The organism is Clostridium sp. MB05 (assembly GCF_046581255.1).
Classification (GTDB): domain Bacteria; phylum Bacillota; class Clostridia; order Clostridiales; family Clostridiaceae; genus Clostridium.
In genome coordinates this window covers 1,234,807-1,256,299 of sequence record NZ_CP174370.1, presented here as the reverse complement: position 1 = coordinate 1,256,299, position 21,493 = coordinate 1,234,807, and the positions used below count along the sequence as shown (strand labels likewise).

The following is a 21,493-nucleotide window of genomic DNA, read 5'->3' as shown; positions in this document are numbered from 1 at the left end:
TACTAAATTTCTAATTCACTATTTTGAGAATATTGTTCAAATTTCTTTTCCCATTCTTCTGCCTTTTCAGAATCTATTTGTCTTATATCCTCCATAAAACTTTCTAATACACCTATTTTATAAAGACCTTTCATAAGATGTCTTGGGTAGTTAACTTTTCTTTTATAACATTGTTTTGGATCTATAACCATTACTTTATTATCATCTGTTATATATATATCTCTACATCTAGCATCTATTTTAGTAAATTTAAGTCTTTTAAATTCTTCTATCAAATTATATAAACCTTCTGCAATTTCATAATTAAAGCCTTTTTTCTTTATATAATGGTCTAATCTATGTCCTTCTACCTTATCCCTAACTATATAAAAATTTCCTGTACTATAAACTCTAGGAAAATATTTCGATCTACTTACTTTCTTCAGTATATCGCCTTCTTCTTTGCAGCACTTCACCTCTTGAAATATCTTTATAGCCTTATTACCAGGTAATTCATAAACTATACCATTATGACCTTCTCCAAGAAAAACAGCTCCTTTAAAAAGCTCTTCTGTTTCAGCATCAAAATCTGCTGAATAAGCATAAGTCCTAGCCATAATAACCCCTCTCTTATAATCCTATATTAATATAGTATTATAAAGAGTTTTTTATTAGAACTAATATAATATGTAATCAGATTATTATTAATCTGCTTTAAGATTAGTTGATTCAGCCCAATTTATACTACACTTAAAAATTTCAGATTCTTGTATTTCATCGCTTTCTTCTATCATTTCAATTAATAACTTAGTAGCGTATTTACCTTCTTCGTAGGTTGGCTGATATATAGTTGTTACTGAAGGTGTAGCATATAAAGTCCAATCCCAATCGTCAAAACCCATTATCCCAACTTTATTTGGAACATCCCAGCCTTTAAGATTAATAGCTCTGAAAACTTTTTGCAAAGTTTTCCCATTTGTTGCAAAAACCAAAGTTTTTTTATTGTTATCAACTTTGCTTGATAATATATCTGCTATCGCTTCACATGTTGTATCTTCCTCAATAACTTCTATATGATTTTTTCTTTTTAGTTTATCTACAGCATCTTTGAAACCATTTTTTCTTTCTAGCCTTGCTATAAGTAAGTTTGGATCTTCTGTTACTAAAATAAAATCATCATATCCCTTTTGAGCTAGACTAATTATTGCCTCATAAGTTATATCATAATTATTAGTTTTTACCCACTTCCCTTTATAATCTGACTTTACACTATCTAGAAAAACAAGATTTTTCCCTTTTTCTCCAATTAATTTTGATAATTCATCAAAATTAACACTAGGTTGAACTATAAAACCATCTACTCCCATATCTAACATTCTTTTTATATATTTCTCTTCATGAGAATACCTTAAACTACTACTACCAACAATAATTTGATAACCTTTTTTTCTAGCAACATCATCAATCCCCTTAACTATATTATTACTAAATGGATTAGTGATATCCGCAACAACAACACCTATTAAATTAGATTTTTTTGATTTTAAACTTCTAGCCATAATATTAGGGCTATAGTTTGTTTCTTCTATAACTTGTTCAATTCTCCTTCTCGTATCAGGAGACATCTTTTCAAATTTTCCATTTAAATAAAATGATATTGTAGTCTTAGATGTGTTAGCTTTTTTAGCAATATCGTTTATTGTTAGTTTGCCATTTTTATTCCCCACCTATATTCCTCCTTAAAAATTTTCATAATTCAACTTTATTTATCCCTTTAGAAAAATTGTTTTATGTTTACCATTTATCTTATGAATAACTACTCCCTTCCCATACACAGGAATATCTTCATAAAAATAAACTTTTCCTCCCTTATAAGTTTCTTTATTAAATATAATAACTACATAGCTTTCATTATATCCCGCTTCTATTTCTTTAACTATTGCTACATCATCACTAATCTTATTTTTATTATTAAATTGTCTTATCTCTGCATCCTTTACTACTATTTCTCTATTATTTTCTTCTCCTACAATGACATCATAATTAATCAATTTATCTATAAAATTAGTTTCAGTAACTAACTTATTACTATTATTAATTTCATTATATTTTTTAGAAATTATGCTTTTCTTAATACTATACTTATCAATATTATAATTATATACATTAATAATTGTATCATCATTTTTACATTTAATATAGCTATCTTTCTCTTGAATAATAACATTATTATCAAAATTATAATAATTTTTACATACATGTTTTCCCTTGCATCTTATATCATTTACTATAACCCATATATTTTTTGATATAATCATAACTTTCCTTATCACAGTATAAGGTGTACCATCTTTTAATTCAGCTAAATAAGGTAATTCAGCATATGCCACTTCTTCTTTTTCTCTAAAGTAATTTTTTAGTACATCAGCATATAAATCATATCCCCATGATTTATTAGGAATAGCAAAAGGCATATCATCTATAACAGAGACATTATGTGCTTTAGCTGATTTTAAATACTCTCTAATTGGATCTTCTTCTACATAAGTGTACCTTCCTGCATCTATCATAAAAGGCTTGCCCTTATAATAAATTGAAAAATGGCCTAAGTCTGAATGACCATGTCCGCTCCCTAATGTTCCATTTTGAATATAAGTAAAGCTAGCATCATTTTCAAAACTACTTCTTATATAAATATTACCTGAATCTTCAAAGGATTTATTTAAATTAGTAATTTCTTTCTCTGCTAAATTTAAATATTTTCTATTATAATCATATCCTAAAAGAAAAATACTACTTAAATCCATTTTTTCAAAGGCATTTTTCTTTAGCTCCCCATCATTAAATATAGTAGCTGCTTTTACTAATACATCTCTAATATCAGTTCTATCACTATCCCCTTGAGCTTCTTGATGGCTATTAGGACCTCCACAATACATTAAATACTTTGCCATAGAATGTACTTTATTTTTAAATTCTTCCTTTAAGTCAAATTTGAATACTTCACTCATATAAATTACTTTAATACAACAATTAAGTACTTCTACATGATACATAACTGATTGCTCCCAGTGTGAACCATCATCAAATACTTGAATATCAATTTGCTTATATAATTCATCTAGTGCCCAATCAAATAAATCATTGCTAATAAAATTATCAAGACAGAAATATGAAATTACTATAGAAGTAGTTTGAAGCACTCCCCAATTGCTTAGTATATATTTATCTATATAAGAATCTTTTAAATAATTAAGTTGTTCCACAATACTTAAAACTATTTTTAGTATTTCATCATCATTTATTTTATCTTCGTTTATTAAATGTATTAATGTGTACATCCAACTTAAACACCTTATACCTGTATCTATTGTTCTTGTAGTTTTTCCTTCTTTAATCTCATTATTATCTATCCAATTTATAATTAGATCTTTACATTTGTTTATGTATATATCATTATTTTCAACATAATAGGCAACTATTAATTTATGAATGTATTCATGTCTATTTAACATAAATGTCCATTCTTCATCTCCATTAGGAGTATAATTCCAATCCAGTTTTCTATTTACATATGGTATTTTACATTGCTCCATATCCCAAGCTTCATCAAAGATAAAGGAATTATTCAATAAAAAATTAGCGCCTTTTAAGGTTTCCTTGTAACTATCTTTACATTGATTTTTTATATAATTAACTACATTTTCCTTTTCATATGATACCATATATTTTTTTACTTTTATTTTTAATTTTTCTACATTATTACTATCCATTTCAATCTATTCCCCCTTACATAATAATAGAAAATAAGGATTTGAGCATAACCCAAATCCCTATTCTACTTTTTTGATCCTATAGATCATGCTTTTTATTTTATTTTATTTAAAATTTAATTTGGAGTTCAAATTAAATTTTATGGCTTATCTATTTACACTACCTAAGTTCTTATTATTCATAAGATCTAATACTTCACTTTCAGTTGAAATACCTACATCCCCAATTTGAGTTTGTTTTAATACAGCTGTAGCCACACCAAACTCTATTACTTCATTAAGATCTGCGCATTTATCACTACACATTTTCTTGATTATTCCTGCAGCGAAGGCATCTCCACCACCAATTCTTGATATCATACTAAAATCATATTTTGATGATCTATATAAATTTTCTCCATCAAACAACATTCCCATTAATGTGTGATAATTATACGGAGTTCCTGTGCGTAATGTAGTTACTACGTTCTTTACTCCTAGTTCATCCGTCATATACTTAAAGTTTTCAATGAAAATTTCATCTGAAATCTCTTCACTCGCAGCATCAAAAACACTATAACTACTTGTATCTTTATTTAACCATCCAAAGCATAAGTAACTATCCTTTACTATAGGCTTTACAATATCTACAAACTCTTTATAGCTTTTAAATAATGTAGCTCTATAATTTAAGTCTATACTAATCTTAATATCTCTCTTTTTAGCTTCATCTATTAATTTAGTAACAGCATTAATAACTTTATCACCTAACGTAAAAGTTATTCCTGAAATATGTATAACTTCTACATCTTTTAAAACACTATCAACATCTATGTCTTCATATTCTAATTCTGTAATAGCAGAATTCTTTCTATCATAAATAACTTTTGCTCTTCTTGCAGAACATCCCTCTTCATAATAGTATATGCCTAACCTATTACCCTTTGTAACAATATGATTACAATCTACATCATTAGCTTTAAGGAAAGCTTTTGCAGCATATCCAATTTCATTTCCAGGTAAAGCTGTTAATATTCTAGTTTTTACTCCTAGATTACTTAGTCCAACAGCTACGTTAGCTTCTGCACCACCAAAATATAAATTAAAGCTATTAGTTTGAATTATTTTTAAATTATTAGGAGGCGTTAATCTTAATAATACTTCACCAAATACTAAAACATTTTTCATTTCTACCTCCACTAATTCTTTATTTCATAAATACGCTCTATATATTTTCTTGTTTCCTTTTCAATAATTACTGGATCCTTTAAATTTACTATAGAACTTCCTATACTAATTATATCGCATCCATTAGAAACCCATTCAGACATATTATCATAGCTTATTCCACCTGAAACCATAATTCCAATTCCTTTTATAGGTGCTTTTATATCCTTTATTATTGAAGGTTTAAAAGCTGATCCTGGGAATAGCTTAACTATATCTGAACCATATTCTCTTGCCTCAACCACTTCTCTAACACTAAAGCATCCTGGTATATATGGTATCCCATATCTATTACATATTATAGATGTTTCTCTATTAAAGCTTGGACTTACTATAAATTTAGCTCCAGCAAGGATTGCTATTCTTGCTGTTTCTGAATCTAATACTGTTCCAGCACCTATGATTGCATCCTCTTTATTATTCTTAGATAATTCTGCAATTACCTCATTTGCATTTGGGATTGTAAATGTTACTTCTACAACATTACATCCACCTTTTATTGCTGCATTAGCAATAGATACTCCTTCTTCTTTTGTATCAGTTCTAAGCACTAATACGAATGCATCTTTTATTAATCCATTTAAAATTTTAACTTTATTTATCATCTTACTAACCATCCACCATCAACAGCCAAGACATGTCCATTGACATAGTCTGAAGCCTTACTTGCTAAAAATACTACTGTTCCCATTAAGTCAGAAACTTCTCCCCATCTATTTGCTGGGATTCTATCTAAAATTTCTTTATTTCTATTTTCATCAGCCCTAATCGGTGCTGTATTAGCCGTCTTAATATATCCTGGTGCTATAGCATTTATTTGAACGTTATGTTCTGCTAACTCATTAGCAAATGCTTTAGTTATTCCTGCTACTCCATGTTTACTTGCAGTATAAGGTGGTACAAATTTTCCACCTTGGAAGGATAACATTGATGCGATATTTATTATTTTACCACTCTTTTGCTCTACCATTACTTTGGCTACTTTTTGTGATAGATAATAAACAGCATTTAAATTAATATTCATAACTGCATCCCAATCTTCTGACTTATACTCTAATAGAGGTGATCTTCTTATTGTTCCTGCATTATTTACTAAAATATCGATTTTACCATATTCTTTTAAACAAGATTCTACAACCTCATTTCTAAACTCACCATTTGTTAAGTCGCCTTTTATAAATACTATCTTTCTTCCTAAAGCTTCAACATTCTTTTTAACTTCTTGAATATTATCATCAAATGTAGTTACAAATAAATTTGCTCCAGCAGTAGCTAAAGCTTCTGCATAAGCCATACCTATACCAGTATTTCCACCTGTTACAATAGCTACCTTTCCATCTAAATCAAAAAAATCTAACGAAAAGTTATTGCTTAGACTCATATTTCCCAACTCCTTACTATTTTAAAGTTCCCATTATGCTTGCTTTATCTATTTCAATCTCTACATTATTATCTACTTCTAATTTTACTATGTTACCATGGATACCTTTTATAGTCCCATAAATTCCTGATATAGTAACTACTTTATCTTTTACTTTTATGGTATTAAGATATTCGTCTCTTAAAGTTTCTTGCTTTTTTATTTTCTTCTTATTTATTATTGGTGTAATTAAAGAAATCATAACTGGATAAGCTGCAAAAAAAACTATCAACGCTAATAATTTATCGCTCATTATTAATCCATTAAATCCTTTCTACACATAACAGATGCCATATCGCTAACCCCTGAAACAGCTGCATCAATTATTTTTCTAGTATCATCTTCTGATTGAATAACTATAGTATTCATTACTATTTCAAGAATACAAGCTACTGAAACTCCCCCTACTACATATTGATTTTCTGAAGCTTCGTTTAATAATATTTCTCTAGATGTTATTTGGAATGGAGCTCCACCTGTTATGTCTGCAAAAATTATTAAATCATTATTTTTTTCTACATAGTCTTTTATCATACTTTTAAAATCTTCATGATTTAATTCTTCATTCAAATTTATTGCATCAACGCCTTCATCTACACCTGTTAAAAGCTTAATTGCAGATTTAATTCCTGTTGCATATTCTCCGTGTCCTACTACTAAAATTTTCATTACTCATCCTCCTGTTGTGATTTCTACTAATTCTAAAAATAATGATCCAAGTATTCTAGGAATAATGGATCATCATTTTTATAATTCTAAACTTTATTATGCTAATACTTTAAGTACAGATCCTAAAACACCTATAACTATTGTTAAACCAACTAATTGATAAGTTGTCCATTTACGTTTCTTTATTAAGTAAAATACAAGTATTGTATATAAAGCTGGTAATAATGCTGGTGCTATCTTATCTAACATTTCTTGAATAGATACAACCTTTTCTTTACCATCTGGCATTGCAGCTACATATTTGTAAGCAATATTTATCTTTGTAAATGATACAGCAAGTCCTGATATAACTGTTACACCTATCATACTAGCAACAGATGATATTTGAGCCATTTTTTCACTTAATGTATCTATAATGCTTGTACCTAATTTGTATCCATAGTAACCTGTTAATAACTTAATAGTTAATAGTATTGCATTCATTGCAACAAAGAATAGTATTGGTCCTGCAATCATTCCATCCTGTGCTAAACCAGCTGCAATTGTTGAGAATAAAGGTGCTAAACAGAATTGTGAAAGTGAATCTCCAATTCCTGCTAAAGGTCCCATTAGAGCAAGCTTTATAGATCTAGCTTCTTTTGGAGTTCTTCCTGAATCAAGCATTACTAAATGCAGACTTGTTATAAATGGTAAGAAGTGTGGATTAGAGTTGAAGAATTCAACGTTTTCACTTAAAGCTTCCTTTAATCCTTCTTCATTATTTTTATATATTTTCTTTAAAGCTGGATATAAAACATTTGCATATCCTAAACCTTGGTAATTTCCGTAGTTAAATCCATTTTGTAAGTAAAAAGCTCTTAGAGAAGCTCTCATATAATCGCTTTGTTTTAAAACTCTTTTAGATTCCATCTTCAAATACTACCTCCTCATCGTCGTTGTTGCCAGAACCATTACTGTGTCCTTTTCTGAAGTATTCAAGAAGTGCAACTGTAGCACCTGCGAAAGCTACTCCCATAACTGGTAAGTTTAAGTATCCTATACATACGTATCCTAATAATACAAACGGTATTAATTCAACCTTAGCCATAACTGATAATATCATTGCAAATCCTATTGCTGGTAACATCTTACCTGCTACTGATAAACCATTTATTAACCAGGCTGGTATCATTTCTACAACAGCTTGTAATCCTGATGTACTAAATGCTCCTGCAAATCCAATAGCAAATCCTACTATTGCAAGTATCCAAATTGTAGCATTAGCAGAAAATCTAAATTTCTTAAAGTTTCCTTGTTCTATTCCTTTGTTAGCAAATTGAGTTAATCCTGTCGCGAAAGTATAAGTTGCTGTTATTAAAAATTGGAATGCAACTGCGAATGGGAATGATAGAGCAAGTGCTGTACCTGGATCCATTCCTTGATCTTTCATTGTTATTGCCATTAATGTACCTATTATTCCTGGTCCCATTGGGTTTGGTGGCACTGTTCCACCTGCACCAACACCAAATCCCATGAAAGCTATTTCTGATACTGCTCCCATAGCTAATGCTGTTGGAATATCTCCTAAAATAATTCCTACTCCGAAAGATAAAATAATACAACGATTTGAATAAATTCCAAGTAACATACCTGATAGACAGAATGCAGTCCAAAGCCCAATCAAAGTACATTGAAGTAATGTAATTTCCATATTTATACCTCCATTTTTATTTATTTATTTATACACTTTACTAGAGTAAAGCATAGTTCACTTTGAAAATATTAGTCTAAGAATTTTGTAATATCTACTTGTAGTGCACCATCGTCACCTCTTGGTGTTGTCTTAGTGTTGAATTTTATACCATGTTTAACTGATAATTCTTTTAGTGCAGCCTTATCTTCTTTTCCTAAGAATATTGAACGAGTTACTTGTTGTTTACCTTCACAGTTGTGAATATTTCCAATGTTTATTTCTTTAACTGGCACTCCACCTGCGATAAGTTTTAATGCATCTGCTGGTGTCTTACATATTATAAATATTTTTTGTTGTGGTGATGCTTTATGAATAACGTCACATGTTTTTTGCACTGAGAAAAATCTCATAGCAATTGATTTTGATACTACTGTCTTCATTAAAGTTTGTTGAATCTTATCTTCACTAGCTTCATCATTAGCAACTATTACAGTATTAACTCCTAATGCATTTAACCACATTTGTCCTTGTCCGTGTACTAATCTTTCATCAATTCTCATCATTTCAATATTTACGCTCATTTTAATTTCTCCTTCTCTTACCAATATAAATTCCAGTCTTTATAAAATCTTATTAACGCTTCTAAGTAGTAGTAATCTCCCCATATGTTTCCTTCATCTACACCTTTTCCTGAATGCCATGAGTAAACTCCATGTAGTAATACTGGTTTTCCTTCTTGAACATCAGAATTAGTATAGTTTTCTATTAGTGATCTTAAAATATTATGCATTGCATATTTATATACTTCTTTATCACTATCTACTTCTAGAAGATATTTTCCCATTTCGTGCATTCCACAAACAGCTATTGCTGCTGCTGAAGAATCTTTTGAATGATTGTCTCCATCTCCAAATATTAAATCCCAATAACAAACGTTATCATTTGGCAATCTATTTAAGAAGTAGTTTGTCATTCCCTTATATAAATTAAAGCTGTGTGGGTTTTTAGCATTTCTATAGTTTAGTGGAATACCATATATTCCCCACGCTTGTCCTCTAGCCCAAGCTGAATCATTGCTATATCCTTGTCTTGTAACTCCTTTAACCGGTTTACCATCCTCCGGATTCATATAGAATGTATGGAATGCTGATGCATCATCTCTTATAACATTATTACAAGAAGTTACAAAATGTTTATCTGCCATTTCTCTGTACTTATTATCACCTGTTGTTTCAGATGCCCAGTAAAGTAAAGGTATATTTAATAAACAGTCTATTATGAATCTATAGTGGTCTTTACTTCCAAGTTCTCCCCAAGCTTGAATAAACTCACCTTTTTCTTGGTATCTTGAGATTAACTTATCTGCTGCCTTTATAGATGCTTCTTTAGCTACTTCTGATCCAGTTAATTTATATGCACTAACTGTTGAAAGTGAATAAAGAAATCCTAAATCATGGTGATCTATTTCTATATTATTATCAACTCTATTTTTAAATGACAATACGTTTTTCTCTGCTAATTTTCTATATTTGTCTTCACCAGTATGTTCATAAGCTAGCCATAGCAAGCCTGTCCAAAAACCATCTGTCCATTCTATATTTTCTATAATTCCATATTTATTATCTTTAGTTGCTGATGATGGAAATTTTTCTTTAAAGTATTCCATGTTTGCATCAATTTGTTTTATAACGTTTTCTATTGCTTTTTCTACTTCTTCTTTTGTTATAAGCTTTGTATTAAGAAACTCTTCTCTTTTCTTAATTTCTTCAACATTTATTTCTTTTATCATGGCTTCCCCCGTAATAATTATCTTAGTTTGAATATCACTATTTTATACCTATAATTGAAAGTTAAATCTACATTTTGTAAACCGGTTTTATATTGTCGAAAATTATCCCATTCTTATAGCTATCAACAAATCTAATCTCATAATTCCAACTTTTTTCTTCAACTAAACAGTATTTTATTTCATATCTTTTGGAATTAATCGGATGATTAACATTTTTATTATTAATAATCTCCTCATTAAATAGTTTGATTTAATGAATTTAGTAAACTGGTTTACTTACTTTATATTTTTATTATACATACTAATGAAAAGGTTGTCAACATTTTTCCTTAATATTTTTTTAAATTTTCTAAGTATTTTCTATAGTAAGTTTTCTTATTGATATGTTTAAAGGGACTCTTCTTGCAGAAGAGTCCCTTTAAACAATTTATATATATTTTTTAAATTATATTAAATTATATTAAAAAGTATAATAATTAATTTAGCTTAATTCGTACCAAAAATAACTGTTTCCGGTTTTACAGTATCCCCATAAGCCGGTACTAAAGTTTTATCAAATGCTTCTTTAAAGAATCCTTCTTTAATAAGGTTATCTACCTCATTGTTAATCCATTGTAATAATTCTTCATTTCCCTTTTTAACAGCCGGTGCAATTGTATCTTCTTCTCCTAGAGTTGAAATATACGTTGTAAACCCATTATTTTCTCTAGCCCAAGCAAACAATAAAGTATTGTCATGTGCTAAAGCAGCTCCTCTTCCATCTTTTAATGCCGCAAAAGCCTCAGTATTGTGTTCAAATTTAACTAATTCAATATCAGGATAATTCTTTGTAAAGTAATTTTCTGCTGTTGTTCCTTTATTTACTATTAGTTTCTTACCCTTTAAATCATCTACTGATTTTATTGGATTTCCATCAGATGAAACTACACCTAAAGCAACTTTCATATAAGGACTGGCAAAATCTACTTTTTCTTTTCTTTCAGGTGTTACAGTAAAGTTAGCTAGTATTATATCCACCTTATTTGACTGTAAATATTCTACTCTATTTGCCGCTTCAACTAATACAAATTCAACTTTACTTTCATCTCCTAATAAATCCTTAGCTATTCTTTTTCCTAAATAAACATCATATCCTTGATTTACTCCTTTTTCATCAACGAATCCAAATGGTGGTTTATCACTAAATACCCCAATTCTTACTTTATCAGCTTTCTTAATTTCCTCTATTGCTGATTTACTTTCACCTTTTTTTGATCCACATCCAACTAATGCTCCTACTGCTATTACTAGTATTAAAATCAATGACAATATTTTTTTCATTTTATTTACCCCTTTCTTTTTATTATTTAGCACTGTTATACATTTTCATCTAAAACAGCTATTATTTATACAAATCAAATGAAGCTAAAAAGCTTTTTGCTCTTTCTGTTTTTGGATTTGAAAAAAATTCTTCTGGAGAAGATATTTCTATGATATTACCTTCCTCCATAAAAACAATCTTATCTGCTATATTTTTTGCAAATTCTAATTCATGAGTAACTATAACCATAGTCATTCCATTTTGTGCTAATTCTAGTAAAACCCTCAAAACTTCTCTAACCATTTCCGGGTCTAACGCAGCTGTAACTTCATCAAAAAGCATTATTTCTGGATTCATACACAATGCTCTTACAATTGCTATCCTTTGTTTTTGACCACCTGATAACTCTCTAGGATAAGCATACTTTCTGTTAAATAGTCCAACTCTATTTAACAGCTCATCTGCTTGTTTAATTACTTCTTCTTTCTCTCTTTTTTGAGCTTTAGTTGGTCCAAGTAAAATATTATTTATAACATTCATATGAGGAAATAATTCATAACTTTGAAAAACCATTCCTATAGTTCCTCTTACCTTTTCAAATTCTACCTCCTTCCCTAAAACTCCATAATTCTTTAAAATTATTTCTCCTTCATCTATATTTTCTAAGCCATTTAAACATCTTAAAAATGTGCTTTTACCACAACCTGAAGGTCCTAGAATAACTACTACTTCCCCCTTTTTAATTTCTAAGTCAACTCCCTTTAGAGCATTAATTTCTCCGTAGTTCTTCTTTATATTATTAACTTTAAGTAATATTTCTTCACTCATAAAATCCCTCCTAGTTTAACTTTTTCTCTAATGCCTTTGCTCCTAAGGATATTGGAAAACATATTAGAAAATAAATTATAAGCATTAATCCATAAATCCAAAATGAAGCTAATGGCTCTGTTAAAACTGTTCTTTCTATGATTTGCTGGCCAACTTTAACTAAATCTACCGCTCCAATCAAAGTCATTAAAGTAGTAGTTTTTATCATTCTTGTACTTAAATTTATAATCCCAGGAAGAACTCGTCTTATACTTATTGGAATTATAATATATCTGTAAGTCTTTATTTTATTTAAAGACAAAGCCATTGCTGATTCATAATATATTTTAGGAATAGATGTAATTGCACCTCTTACCAAATCACCTATTTCTGCTGTACCCCATAATGTAAAAACTATATATCCAACATATATCGAATCTAAATGAATATCTAAAAGAGTTGGTACTCCAAAGTAAAATATGAAAAGCCATACCATTAATGGTATTATCCTTATACTTTCTAGATATATGGTTGAAATAATTTTTACTACTTTTCTTTTACTAATCATAACTATTCCAAATATAATTCCTAATATAGTAGATAAAATAACTGATACAAAAGCAACATTTAATGTTACAAGTAATCCTTCTAAAAGCCTATTCATGTTATCCCAGTTAAAAATTAAATTACTGCCCAAACTCTCCATATCTTAACCTCCTCTCTAAAACTCTACTAATTATTGAAATAGGAAGTAATATTATAAGATAGAATATTACAACTAATAATAAAGCCTCATTTGTTTTATAATACATTCCTATAACATCCTTTGTAACAAACATAAGCTCTGCAACTGCTATTGATCCAATAATAGATGTTTCTTTTATTAAGAATATACAATTAGCAGCTATAGATGGAATTGATACAGAAAAACTTATAGGGAAAATAATATGCCTTAATATTTGTTTTTTACTTAATCCTATTGCTTGACCACTTTCTATTTGAGCTTTTGATACTGCATCTACTCCACCTCTAAATGATTCTGCCATATAAGCTCCGCCTAAGAATGATAGACCTATAACTCCACAAGTAAAACCACTTATCTTTATTCCAAATTTAGTTAATCCATAATAAAGAAAAAATACTTGTATCAATAGTGGTGTATTTCTTGAAAATTCTATATATATCTTAGATATAACATTTATACATTTTAAATTAAAATATCTTGCTACTTCTATTAATAATCCAATTAGAATAGATAATGTAATAGATATAATAGCTAGTTCGAATGTTATAAATGCAGCTTCTAAAAAATTAGGTAAGCTACTAATGATAAAGTCTAAATCAAGCTCCATAAAATCCCTCCAATTCTGAAAGTAATTAATTTTAAGTAATAAAAAAACTCCCTCTCTTAACTTAAATAAGAGACGAAGTTATCCTCCGCGGTTCCACTCTAATTGAACATAGTTCCACCTTAATAAATTACACTATAAACGGCGTTCCGTTAAAATGCTACTATATATTTCACATTTTATACTCCGAAGTGCACTTCATATAATATAACGCTAAAGGCTTTCACCATTTCCTTCTCTCTGCAAACACTATTATTATACTACTCTCTTCATCATTGCATTTATTCCTACTATTCCGATATGTTTATTTTAATTATACTATTTAGTTTTTACTTGTCAATACTTTATTCAATTTACTTTTTATACATAATTATACATTAAACTATTCCAAATCCTTTAAATATGTGAGTCTTATACGATGAAAATTTTATAAAAAATAAAAGCTATGTTTATCATAGCTTTTACTTTTTAATATTATTACCTCTTATCTCCCTTAAATACCAATGCTAAAGTTCCTGGACCTCCATGAGTTCCAATTACTGCTCCTATAGAATTAATTAATACATCCTTAACCTTAACTTCTTCAAGTATCATTTTCTTTACATCTTCAGCTTCACTTAAGCAATCTGCATGACATATAAAAATAACTTGTTCTTCTGGATTTATTGCTTTTTCTTTTAATTCTTGAACTAAATACTTTAATGCTTTTTTTCTTCCCTTTATTTTATCTCCTGGAATAACCTTTCCTTCATCATCTATTTTAAGGGTTGGTTTTATTCCAAGTAAAGCTCCCACAGTCGCTACCGTTCCTGAGATACGTCCACCTCTTTTTAAGTGATTTAAATCATCTACTACTATAGCATGGATAATTCTTCTCTTATTTTCTTCAACAAAGTTTACTATTTCTTCTATACTAGAACCATTTTTAATCATCTCACATGCATTATAAACTAAAGATCCTTCTCCTACTGATACACTTAAAGAATCAATAACATGTATAATTGCATTTGGATTTTCTTCCAATATCATTTGTCTTGCTATTGTTGAACTATTATAAGTCCCACTTAAACTAGAAGATAATCCTATATATATTATAGCGTCCCCTTGATCTACACACTTTTTAAACACCTCTAAAAAATCTCCAACATTCACCTGTGCTGTAGATGGCATTGCTCCTTCTTTAATCATTTTATAAAAATCTTCATGTTTTAACGTCTGTCCTAAATCATCTGGTATAAATTCTCCATTTATATTAACTGTTAATGGTACTACTTCTATATTGTTCTCTTGTACATAATCTATTGATAAGTCGCATGCTGAATCAGTTATCAGTCTAACTTTCATAATATTCAACTCCTATTAATAATAACTTTTAATTTATTACAGATATTATACAATCAAGATTTTCCAATGTCAAATGTTTTGATATTCAAAATACTTATTTTGTTAATTTTATGCAATATAAAAGAGTAAGAATTAATATCCTTACTCTTTTACCACTCTAACGTAATCTTATTTAAAATTATTTATTTATTATTAATGATTTTCCAGTCATTTCTGTTGGCACATCAAGTCCCATTACATTTAGCATAGTTGGAGCTATATCAGCAAGCTTTCCTTCTTGTAAAGTTCTTCCTTCTGTATGATTTGATATCCATACAAATGGAACTGGATCTGTTGTATGTGCTGTAAATGGATTTCCTGTTGAGAAATCTATCATAGTTTCAGCATTACCGTGGTCAGCAGTTATAAATAAAGTTCCGTCCTTTTCTAAAACTTTATTTGCAATCTTTCCTAAACACTCATCTACAACTTCTATTGCTTTAACAGCTGCATCCATTACTCCTGTATGTCCAACCATATCTGGATTAGCATAGTTTAATATAACCATGTCATACTTATCTTGATCTAATCTATTAATTAACTCTTCTGTTACTTCGTAAGCACTCATTTCAGGTTTTAAATCATAAGTTGCAACCTTAGGTGATGCTATAAGAGCTCTATCTTCACCTGGATTTTCTTTTTCTACTCCACCATTAAAGAAGAATGTAACGTGAGCATACTTTTCAGTTTCTGCAATTCTTAATTGGTTTAATCCCTTGCTTGATACATACTCTCCTAAAGTATTATTTATACCTTCTGCTCTATATGCAACATTAACACCTTCTAAAGTCTTGTCGTATTGAGTCATAGTTACAAACGTTAAGTTTAAAGTTTCTCTCTTGAATCCATTAAATTCTTTATCATTTATAGCTCTAGTTATTTCTCTAGCTCTATCTGGTCTAAAGTTAAAGAATATTACTGAGTCCTTATTCTTAATCATTCCATTTGAATCTATAACTGCTGGTAATACAAACTCATCTGTTTTATTATCATGGTATGATCTTTCAATAGCTTCTACAGCTGATGAGGCTACTTCCCCTCTTCCTAATACCATTGCATTATAAGCAAGTTCAACTCTCTCCCATCTGTTATCTCTATCCATTGCATAATATCTACCTGCAATAGTAGCTATCTTACCTACACCAATTTCTTTCATGTAATTTTCAAGCTCTACTATAAATTCTTTTCCTGATGATGGTGGAACATCTCTTCCATCCATAAAGCAGTGAACATATACATTTTGTAACTCAGCCTCTTTAGCTAATTGTAATAATCCCTTTAAGTGATCTATGTGTGAATGAACTCCACCATCTGATAATAATCCCATTAAATGAAGTGCTGAATTATTTTCTTTTGCATTTTTAATTGCAAGATTTAACGCTTCATTTGTAAAGAATCCACCTTCATTAATCTCTTTAGTTATTCTTGTTAATTCTTGATATATAATTCTTCCTGCACCTATATTTAAATGACCAACTTCAGAGTTTCCCATTTGTCCATCAGGTAATCCAACATGTAATCCACTAGCTTGTAATTGAGTGTGTGGATATTTTTCTATTAGTCCATCAAAATTTGCTTTCTTTGCTGTTTCAACAGCATTTCCATCTGATTTTGGAGCAATTCCAAATCCATCTAATATCATTAACATTACAGGTTTCTTCGCCATAATTCCCTCCAAATTTTTATTAAAATCTATATTTGACAATATTCTAATATTATCTTTCTTTAAATCTAACTTTATTATACTATATTTGTACTTTATAAACAATAAAACACCTATTTCAGTAAACCTTTGCAAGAAAATAATTTCAATAAATTTTCAAACAATTCATAAAAAAGGAGAATTCAATACGAATTCTCCTTTTTTGTTAATCAGTATCAGAAGTTATTTTGATACTGATTCTTTATAGATATTTATTAAATATTTCTCTTTACAAAGTGTCCTTCTTTCATTATTATTTCCATTTTGTCAGCATCTACCTCATGTATATCTTCCAAAGGATTTCCTTGAAGAACAATTATATCCGCATACTTTCCTTCCTCAATAGTTCCTGTAATCTTATCTATTCTAAGCATTTCTGCTCCATTTTTTGTAGCAGCTAAAAGAACTTCCTTTTCAGTCAATCCAGCTTTATTTAATGCATACATTTCAGTAATTGCATACTTTCCATATGGAGTTAATGAACTACAGAAAGAGTCTGAACCTACAGTAATACGAATACCTTTCTTATTAGCATTTAATAAATTACTTGTTATTCTATTTAATTCTTTTTCTGCCACTGTATTTCCTGGGAAGTTATCATGTATTGGTCTATATGGTGGCTCGTACACAGTAAACCATTCAGTGAAGAATTGATATGTCGGGCAAAATGTAATATCTTTTTCTTTCATTATTTCTAAACATTCTTCATTTAACTCTTGTCCATGAATTATTGCACTTACTCCAGCCTTACATGAATCTAAAGCACCTTGATAACCTTCAGCATGAGACCATACTGGTAGTCCAACCATATTACATTCATCAACTACAGCTTGTATTTCTTCCATTGAATAATGAGAATCTGCCTTAGCATCTAATCTCCAGATTCCACCACCAGTTGACCATATTTTAACTGCATCTGGATTTTCTCTAATTCTATGACGAATAGCTCTCCTTAACTCCCAAGGTCCATCAACACGCTCTGCCCATGGATGTGAAACATTATTATATTCCCATGGAAGATTGTGAGAATCTCCATGTCCTGCAGTTCTGCAGAAACCTAGTCCAGTTGTTACAACACGTGGCCCTGGAATTATTCCCTTTTCTATCATATTACGAATGTGTATTCCTGATCTTGAAATTTCTCCTACAGAAGTTAATCCATGCTCTAAAGCCTCTTTGGCTTGAGCCACAGCTACTACTGTTTTTTGAATAGGATGCTCTAAAACCCACTCATTATCATTATCTGATAAATTACCACTAAAATGAAGGTGAGAATCTATTAATCCTGGCATTATTGTTTTTCCATTAATATCCACCACTTCATATGAATCATCAAACTCTATTTTTTCCCCAGCATATTTTATTTTTTTATCTTCTACTAATACCAAAGAATCTTTAATTGCTTCTGCCCCTGTACAATCTATTAATAATCCTCCTAAAAAAGCTACTTTACTCATAAAAACCTCCTACCCATATATTATTCAATTATTTATTTCTTAAAACTCTTCTTTCTTACCAACATAAACGTTCTTCTTTCTTGCAGCCATAAAAATCATTCCTAACAAAAGCCATATAATAACTATGCTCCATTCAACGGCATTTAAAGATGCTGGACTCATTGGAAGAACTAATAATGCAATTATTATTAACGCAGTTAAACAAGCTGCATAAATACCAACCTTACCCCCTGGAACCTTATATGGTCTTTTCAAATTTGGTTCTGTCTTTCTCATTCTTAAACATGCTACACTTGCCATAAAGCAAGCAAAAATAAATGCTAATGAACTAACATTAGTTAATGGAACTAACATATTTTTACCTAAAAAAGGACCTATTATTGTTAAAATTGCCATTAATACGTTAGCTACTTTAGGTGTTCCAGTTTTCTCATCTATCTTTGCAAACTTACTTGGTAATTGTTCCTTTCTACCCATGGCAAGTAGTATTCTACTTGAAGCTGCAAAAAAAGAATTCATTGGTCCTAATGGCCCCATTACTGCAATAACCATCATTATCTTATAAAATACTCCCAGACCTATTACTGATAGTATTGTTAATGCTGGTATATTATGAGTTATAAAATCCTGCCACTTTACAATGGATCCAAAAGAATAGATACAAATAACATAAAATACACCTGCTGCTAATAATGCTAAAGATATTACCTTACCAAATTTATTCCAATCTAACCCCTCAGAAGCCTCCTCTGCTTGTTGTGGTATTGTATCAAATCCAGCATAAAAAAATGGTGTCATTACAAGGACTGGTAATATTCCCATCCATATGCTAGATCCTTCCCCAGCCCCTGATATTGTTCCATCATATATTGGTAAAATGTTTGATGGACCTCCTTTAAATAAGGAAATTCCCATAGCAATAAGCATTCCACCTAATAACAACTTAGCTAAAAATCCTTGTAACTTAGCCGCTGATGAAGCGCCTTTAAAATTAAGGTAAATAACATACCCTGCAAAAATTAATGAGATTAATAGTGGTGGAAGATATACTGTTGCCCCCATAATCTCATATAATGGAATAACATTTAATGATGGTATAAACTCTCCTATTAATGTTGAAATTGCAATAGCTTCCCAAGGACATAATATTGCATTTCCTAACACTAAAAACCATCCTGTAAGGTAAGATAATTTATCACCACAGGTTCTTGATACATATTCAACTATCCCTCCTGAAATTGGTATAGCTGAAGTCAATTCACCAAAAACAGCTCCTATAGGCAATAAAAAAATAGCTCCAATCATAAAAGCTATCATCGCTGGTACAGGACCACCACCTATTTTCATCCAATCACCAACAAGTAATACCCAGCCAGTTCCTATAATTGCTCCAAACCCTATAGTAAAAAAATTCCATAAGGATAAGGATTTTTTCATTCCAACATTCTCTCCCATTTGCTCCCCCAAAATTCTGTAATACATTTAATAATCTTAATACACAATTTCTTTTAGGAAGTATTATAAATACTAACATTAATCATAAACACACCTTCTTTACTGTTATAAAGTTATGTCGTATTTATCATACAAGTACATTATACTCTTACTGAAATCGTTTTACAAATATTTTCCTTTTTCATTTTTTATCTATTTTTCCCTATATTTATCTATTTTCCCCTATAATAGATAAAATAATATATAAATTATCTTTATTCCAAATATTTTCCTTAAGTGACTATTTTCTCGTCAATTCTCGTCAATTCTTATCATTTATAAACATTTTTTACTTCATCTTCTCTAAAATATACTATTTGAATTATTATTATCTTTCTCATTAGTAAAATTAAAATAAAAAAGTCGACAATGTGAGCTTGCTGAGTTGTCGACTTTTTTCGCGAATGTGCATTTAAATGACACTACAAATTTTATATTTGGTTAATGGAGGGTACACTTTTCAGTGCCCGAAGCTTGCCTGATAAAAATCTTGCACGCGCACTTTATTCTATTTTTTACTCTATAGGACTAACTTTAATAACTTATATTCTATAAATAATTTATACACAGATTTTAAGAATATAATTTTCTATAAAGTAAAAATAACCTTATAGAAAATTTATTATTTCCTACAAGGTTATTTAGAAATTTATATTGAGATTTTCTTAGAAATTAACTATTTGTGAAAAATCAGATGCAACTAAGCTAGCTCCACCAACTAAAGCACCATCTATGTCTGACATAGCCATTTGATCTTTAATTGTGTTTGGCTTAACTGATCCACCGTATTGGATTCTTACTTTATCAGCAACTTCTTTTCCAAACATTTCTACAACAACATTTCTTATTGCCATTATTGTTTCATTAGCTTGTTCATTAGTAGCTGTTTTACCAGTTCCTATTGCCCAGATTGGTTCGTAAGCAATAACTACTTTTTCTGCTAATTCCTTTGATAATCCTTCTAAATCAGCTTTAATTTGAGCTCCAACAACTTCATTAGTTGTTCCATTTTCTCTTTGCTCTAAAGTTTCTCCACAGCAAAGTATTGGAGTTAAATTGTGTGCAAATGCGGCCTTAACTTTTTTGTTTAAAGCTTCATCAGTTTCATTAAAGTATTCTCTTCTTTCACTGTGTCCTAAAACAACATAGCTAACTCCCATAGCTTCTAGCATTACTGGAGCAACTTCTCCTGTGAAAGCACCCTTTTCTTCAAAGTGCATGTTTTGAGCTGCAACTTTGATGTTTGATCCTTCTACTGCTTTTAATACAGCATCTAAACAAACAAAAGTTGGGCATACTACTACATCACATGTAGCATTCTTTACTAATGGTTTTAATTCTTCTATAACTTTTACAGCCTCTGCTGGAGTATAATGCATTTTCCAGTTTCCAGCTATTATTGCTTTTCTCATTTAAAATCACCTCATATAATTTGATATAAAATTGCAATATATATTGCAGATTTATTGTTTATAAATTTTTAAGAAACTCCT

Annotated in this window: 21 protein-coding genes and 1 other annotated feature; all 21 genes read right to left on the bottom strand. The window is 29.8% G+C overall.

All coding sequences use genetic code 11. From position 1 onward, the window contains the following. Positions 1–2: 2 nt before the first annotated feature. Complete coding sequence (locus ACH36K_RS05975) at positions 3–596, bottom strand: protein kinase (RefSeq protein WP_411170041.1); 594 nt, start codon at positions 594–596, stop codon at positions 3–5. Between the two features lie 87 nt (positions 597–683). Beyond that, positions 684–1,706 carry a LacI family DNA-binding transcriptional regulator gene (locus ACH36K_RS05970; RefSeq protein ID WP_411170040.1) on the bottom strand — a complete coding sequence of 341 codons (1,023 nt, stop codon included), beginning with the start codon at positions 1,704–1,706 and terminating at the stop codon, positions 684–686. A gap of 39 nt (positions 1,707–1,745) precedes the next feature. Next, positions 1,746–3,752: a heparinase II/III family protein gene (locus ACH36K_RS05965; RefSeq protein ID WP_411170039.1), complete on the bottom strand. Its 2,007-nt coding sequence runs from the start codon at positions 3,750–3,752 to the stop codon at positions 1,746–1,748. A gap of 147 nt (positions 3,753–3,899) precedes the next feature. Next, the gene (locus ACH36K_RS05960) at positions 3,900–4,919 is read right to left on the bottom strand and encodes a sugar kinase (protein ID WP_411170038.1); all 1,020 of its coding nucleotides are present in this window, start codon (positions 4,917–4,919) and stop codon (positions 3,900–3,902) included. Between the two features lie 11 nt (positions 4,920–4,930). After that, entirely contained in the window at positions 4,931–5,563 is a 633-nt protein-coding gene (locus tag ACH36K_RS05955; protein WP_411170037.1) for a bifunctional 2-keto-4-hydroxyglutarate aldolase/2-keto-3-deoxy-6-phosphogluconate aldolase, read from the bottom strand. Continuing rightward, complete coding sequence (gene kduD, locus ACH36K_RS05950; RefSeq protein ID WP_411170036.1) at positions 5,560–6,339, bottom strand: 2-dehydro-3-deoxy-D-gluconate 5-dehydrogenase KduD; 780 nt, start codon at positions 6,337–6,339, stop codon at positions 5,560–5,562. The genes ACH36K_RS05955 and kduD overlap by 4 nt, the downstream gene beginning before the upstream one ends. Before the next feature lie 16 nt (positions 6,340–6,355). Continuing rightward, on the bottom strand, positions 6,356–6,631 hold the full coding sequence (locus tag ACH36K_RS05945) for a preprotein translocase subunit YajC (protein ID WP_411170035.1): 276 nt from the start codon (positions 6,629–6,631) through the stop codon (positions 6,356–6,358). A 2-nt stretch (positions 6,632–6,633) separates the two neighbouring features. Continuing rightward, a complete protein-coding gene (locus ACH36K_RS05940; protein WP_411170034.1) occupies positions 6,634–7,047 on the bottom strand; it encodes a PTS sugar transporter subunit IIA in 414 nt (137 codons plus the stop codon). A gap of 96 nt (positions 7,048–7,143) precedes the next feature. Beyond that, complete coding sequence (locus ACH36K_RS05935; RefSeq protein WP_411170033.1) at positions 7,144–7,956, bottom strand: PTS system mannose/fructose/sorbose family transporter subunit IID; 813 nt, start codon at positions 7,954–7,956, stop codon at positions 7,144–7,146. After that, on the bottom strand, positions 7,946–8,737 hold the full coding sequence (locus tag ACH36K_RS05930) for a PTS mannose/fructose/sorbose/N-acetylgalactosamine transporter subunit IIC (protein ID WP_411170032.1): 792 nt from the start codon (positions 8,735–8,737) through the stop codon (positions 7,946–7,948). Before ACH36K_RS05930 ends, ACH36K_RS05935 begins: the two co-directional genes overlap by 11 nt. 71 nt (positions 8,738–8,808) lie before the next feature. Continuing rightward, complete coding sequence (locus ACH36K_RS05925; protein WP_411170031.1) at positions 8,809–9,300, bottom strand: PTS sugar transporter subunit IIB; 492 nt, start codon at positions 9,298–9,300, stop codon at positions 8,809–8,811. Positions 9,301–9,317: 17 nt separating this feature from the next. Next, a complete protein-coding gene (locus tag ACH36K_RS05920) occupies positions 9,318–10,508 on the bottom strand; it encodes a glycoside hydrolase family 88 protein (protein ID WP_411170030.1) in 1,191 nt (396 codons plus the stop codon). 486 nt (positions 10,509–10,994) lie between these two features. Next, positions 10,995–11,828, bottom strand: coding sequence for a cysteine ABC transporter substrate-binding protein (locus ACH36K_RS05915; RefSeq protein ID WP_411170029.1), 834 nt, complete (start codon positions 11,826–11,828; stop codon positions 10,995–10,997). Positions 11,829–11,889: 61 nt separating this feature from the next. Beyond that, on the bottom strand, positions 11,890–12,636 hold the full coding sequence (locus ACH36K_RS05910; RefSeq protein ID WP_411170028.1) for an amino acid ABC transporter ATP-binding protein: 747 nt from the start codon (positions 12,634–12,636) through the stop codon (positions 11,890–11,892). Between the two features lie 10 nt (positions 12,637–12,646). After that, positions 12,647–13,321: an amino acid ABC transporter permease gene (locus ACH36K_RS05905; RefSeq protein ID WP_411170027.1), complete on the bottom strand. Its 675-nt coding sequence runs from the start codon at positions 13,319–13,321 to the stop codon at positions 12,647–12,649. Then, the gene (locus ACH36K_RS05900) at positions 13,302–13,967 is read right to left on the bottom strand and encodes an amino acid ABC transporter permease (RefSeq protein WP_411170026.1); all 666 of its coding nucleotides are present in this window, start codon (positions 13,965–13,967) and stop codon (positions 13,302–13,304) included. Before ACH36K_RS05900 ends, ACH36K_RS05905 begins: the two co-directional genes overlap by 20 nt. A gap of 65 nt (positions 13,968–14,032) precedes the next feature. Further along, positions 14,033–14,249: a binding site (T-box leader), on the bottom strand. A gap of 192 nt (positions 14,250–14,441) precedes the next feature. Continuing rightward, positions 14,442–15,308 (bottom strand): DegV family protein, encoded by an 867-nt coding sequence (locus ACH36K_RS05895; protein WP_411170025.1) that lies wholly within the window; start codon positions 15,306–15,308, stop codon positions 14,442–14,444. 178 nt (positions 15,309–15,486) lie between these two features. Beyond that, positions 15,487–17,013: a 2,3-bisphosphoglycerate-independent phosphoglycerate mutase gene (gene gpmI / locus ACH36K_RS05890; RefSeq protein ID WP_411170024.1), complete on the bottom strand. Its 1,527-nt coding sequence runs from the start codon at positions 17,011–17,013 to the stop codon at positions 15,487–15,489. Between the two features lie 251 nt (positions 17,014–17,264). Beyond that, positions 17,265–18,506 (bottom strand): amidohydrolase family protein, encoded by a 1,242-nt coding sequence (locus tag ACH36K_RS05885; RefSeq protein WP_411170023.1) that lies wholly within the window; start codon positions 18,504–18,506, stop codon positions 17,265–17,267. A 39-nt stretch (positions 18,507–18,545) separates the two neighbouring features. Continuing rightward, positions 18,546–19,961, bottom strand: a complete 1,416-nt coding sequence (locus tag ACH36K_RS05880) for an APC family permease (RefSeq protein ID WP_411170022.1) — start codon at positions 19,959–19,961, stop codon at positions 18,546–18,548. Positions 19,962–20,665: 704 nt separating this feature from the next. Then, positions 20,666–21,412 (bottom strand): triose-phosphate isomerase, encoded by a 747-nt coding sequence (tpiA, locus tag ACH36K_RS05875; protein ID WP_411170021.1) that lies wholly within the window; start codon positions 21,410–21,412, stop codon positions 20,666–20,668. Between the last annotated feature and the right edge of the window lie 81 nt (positions 21,413–21,493).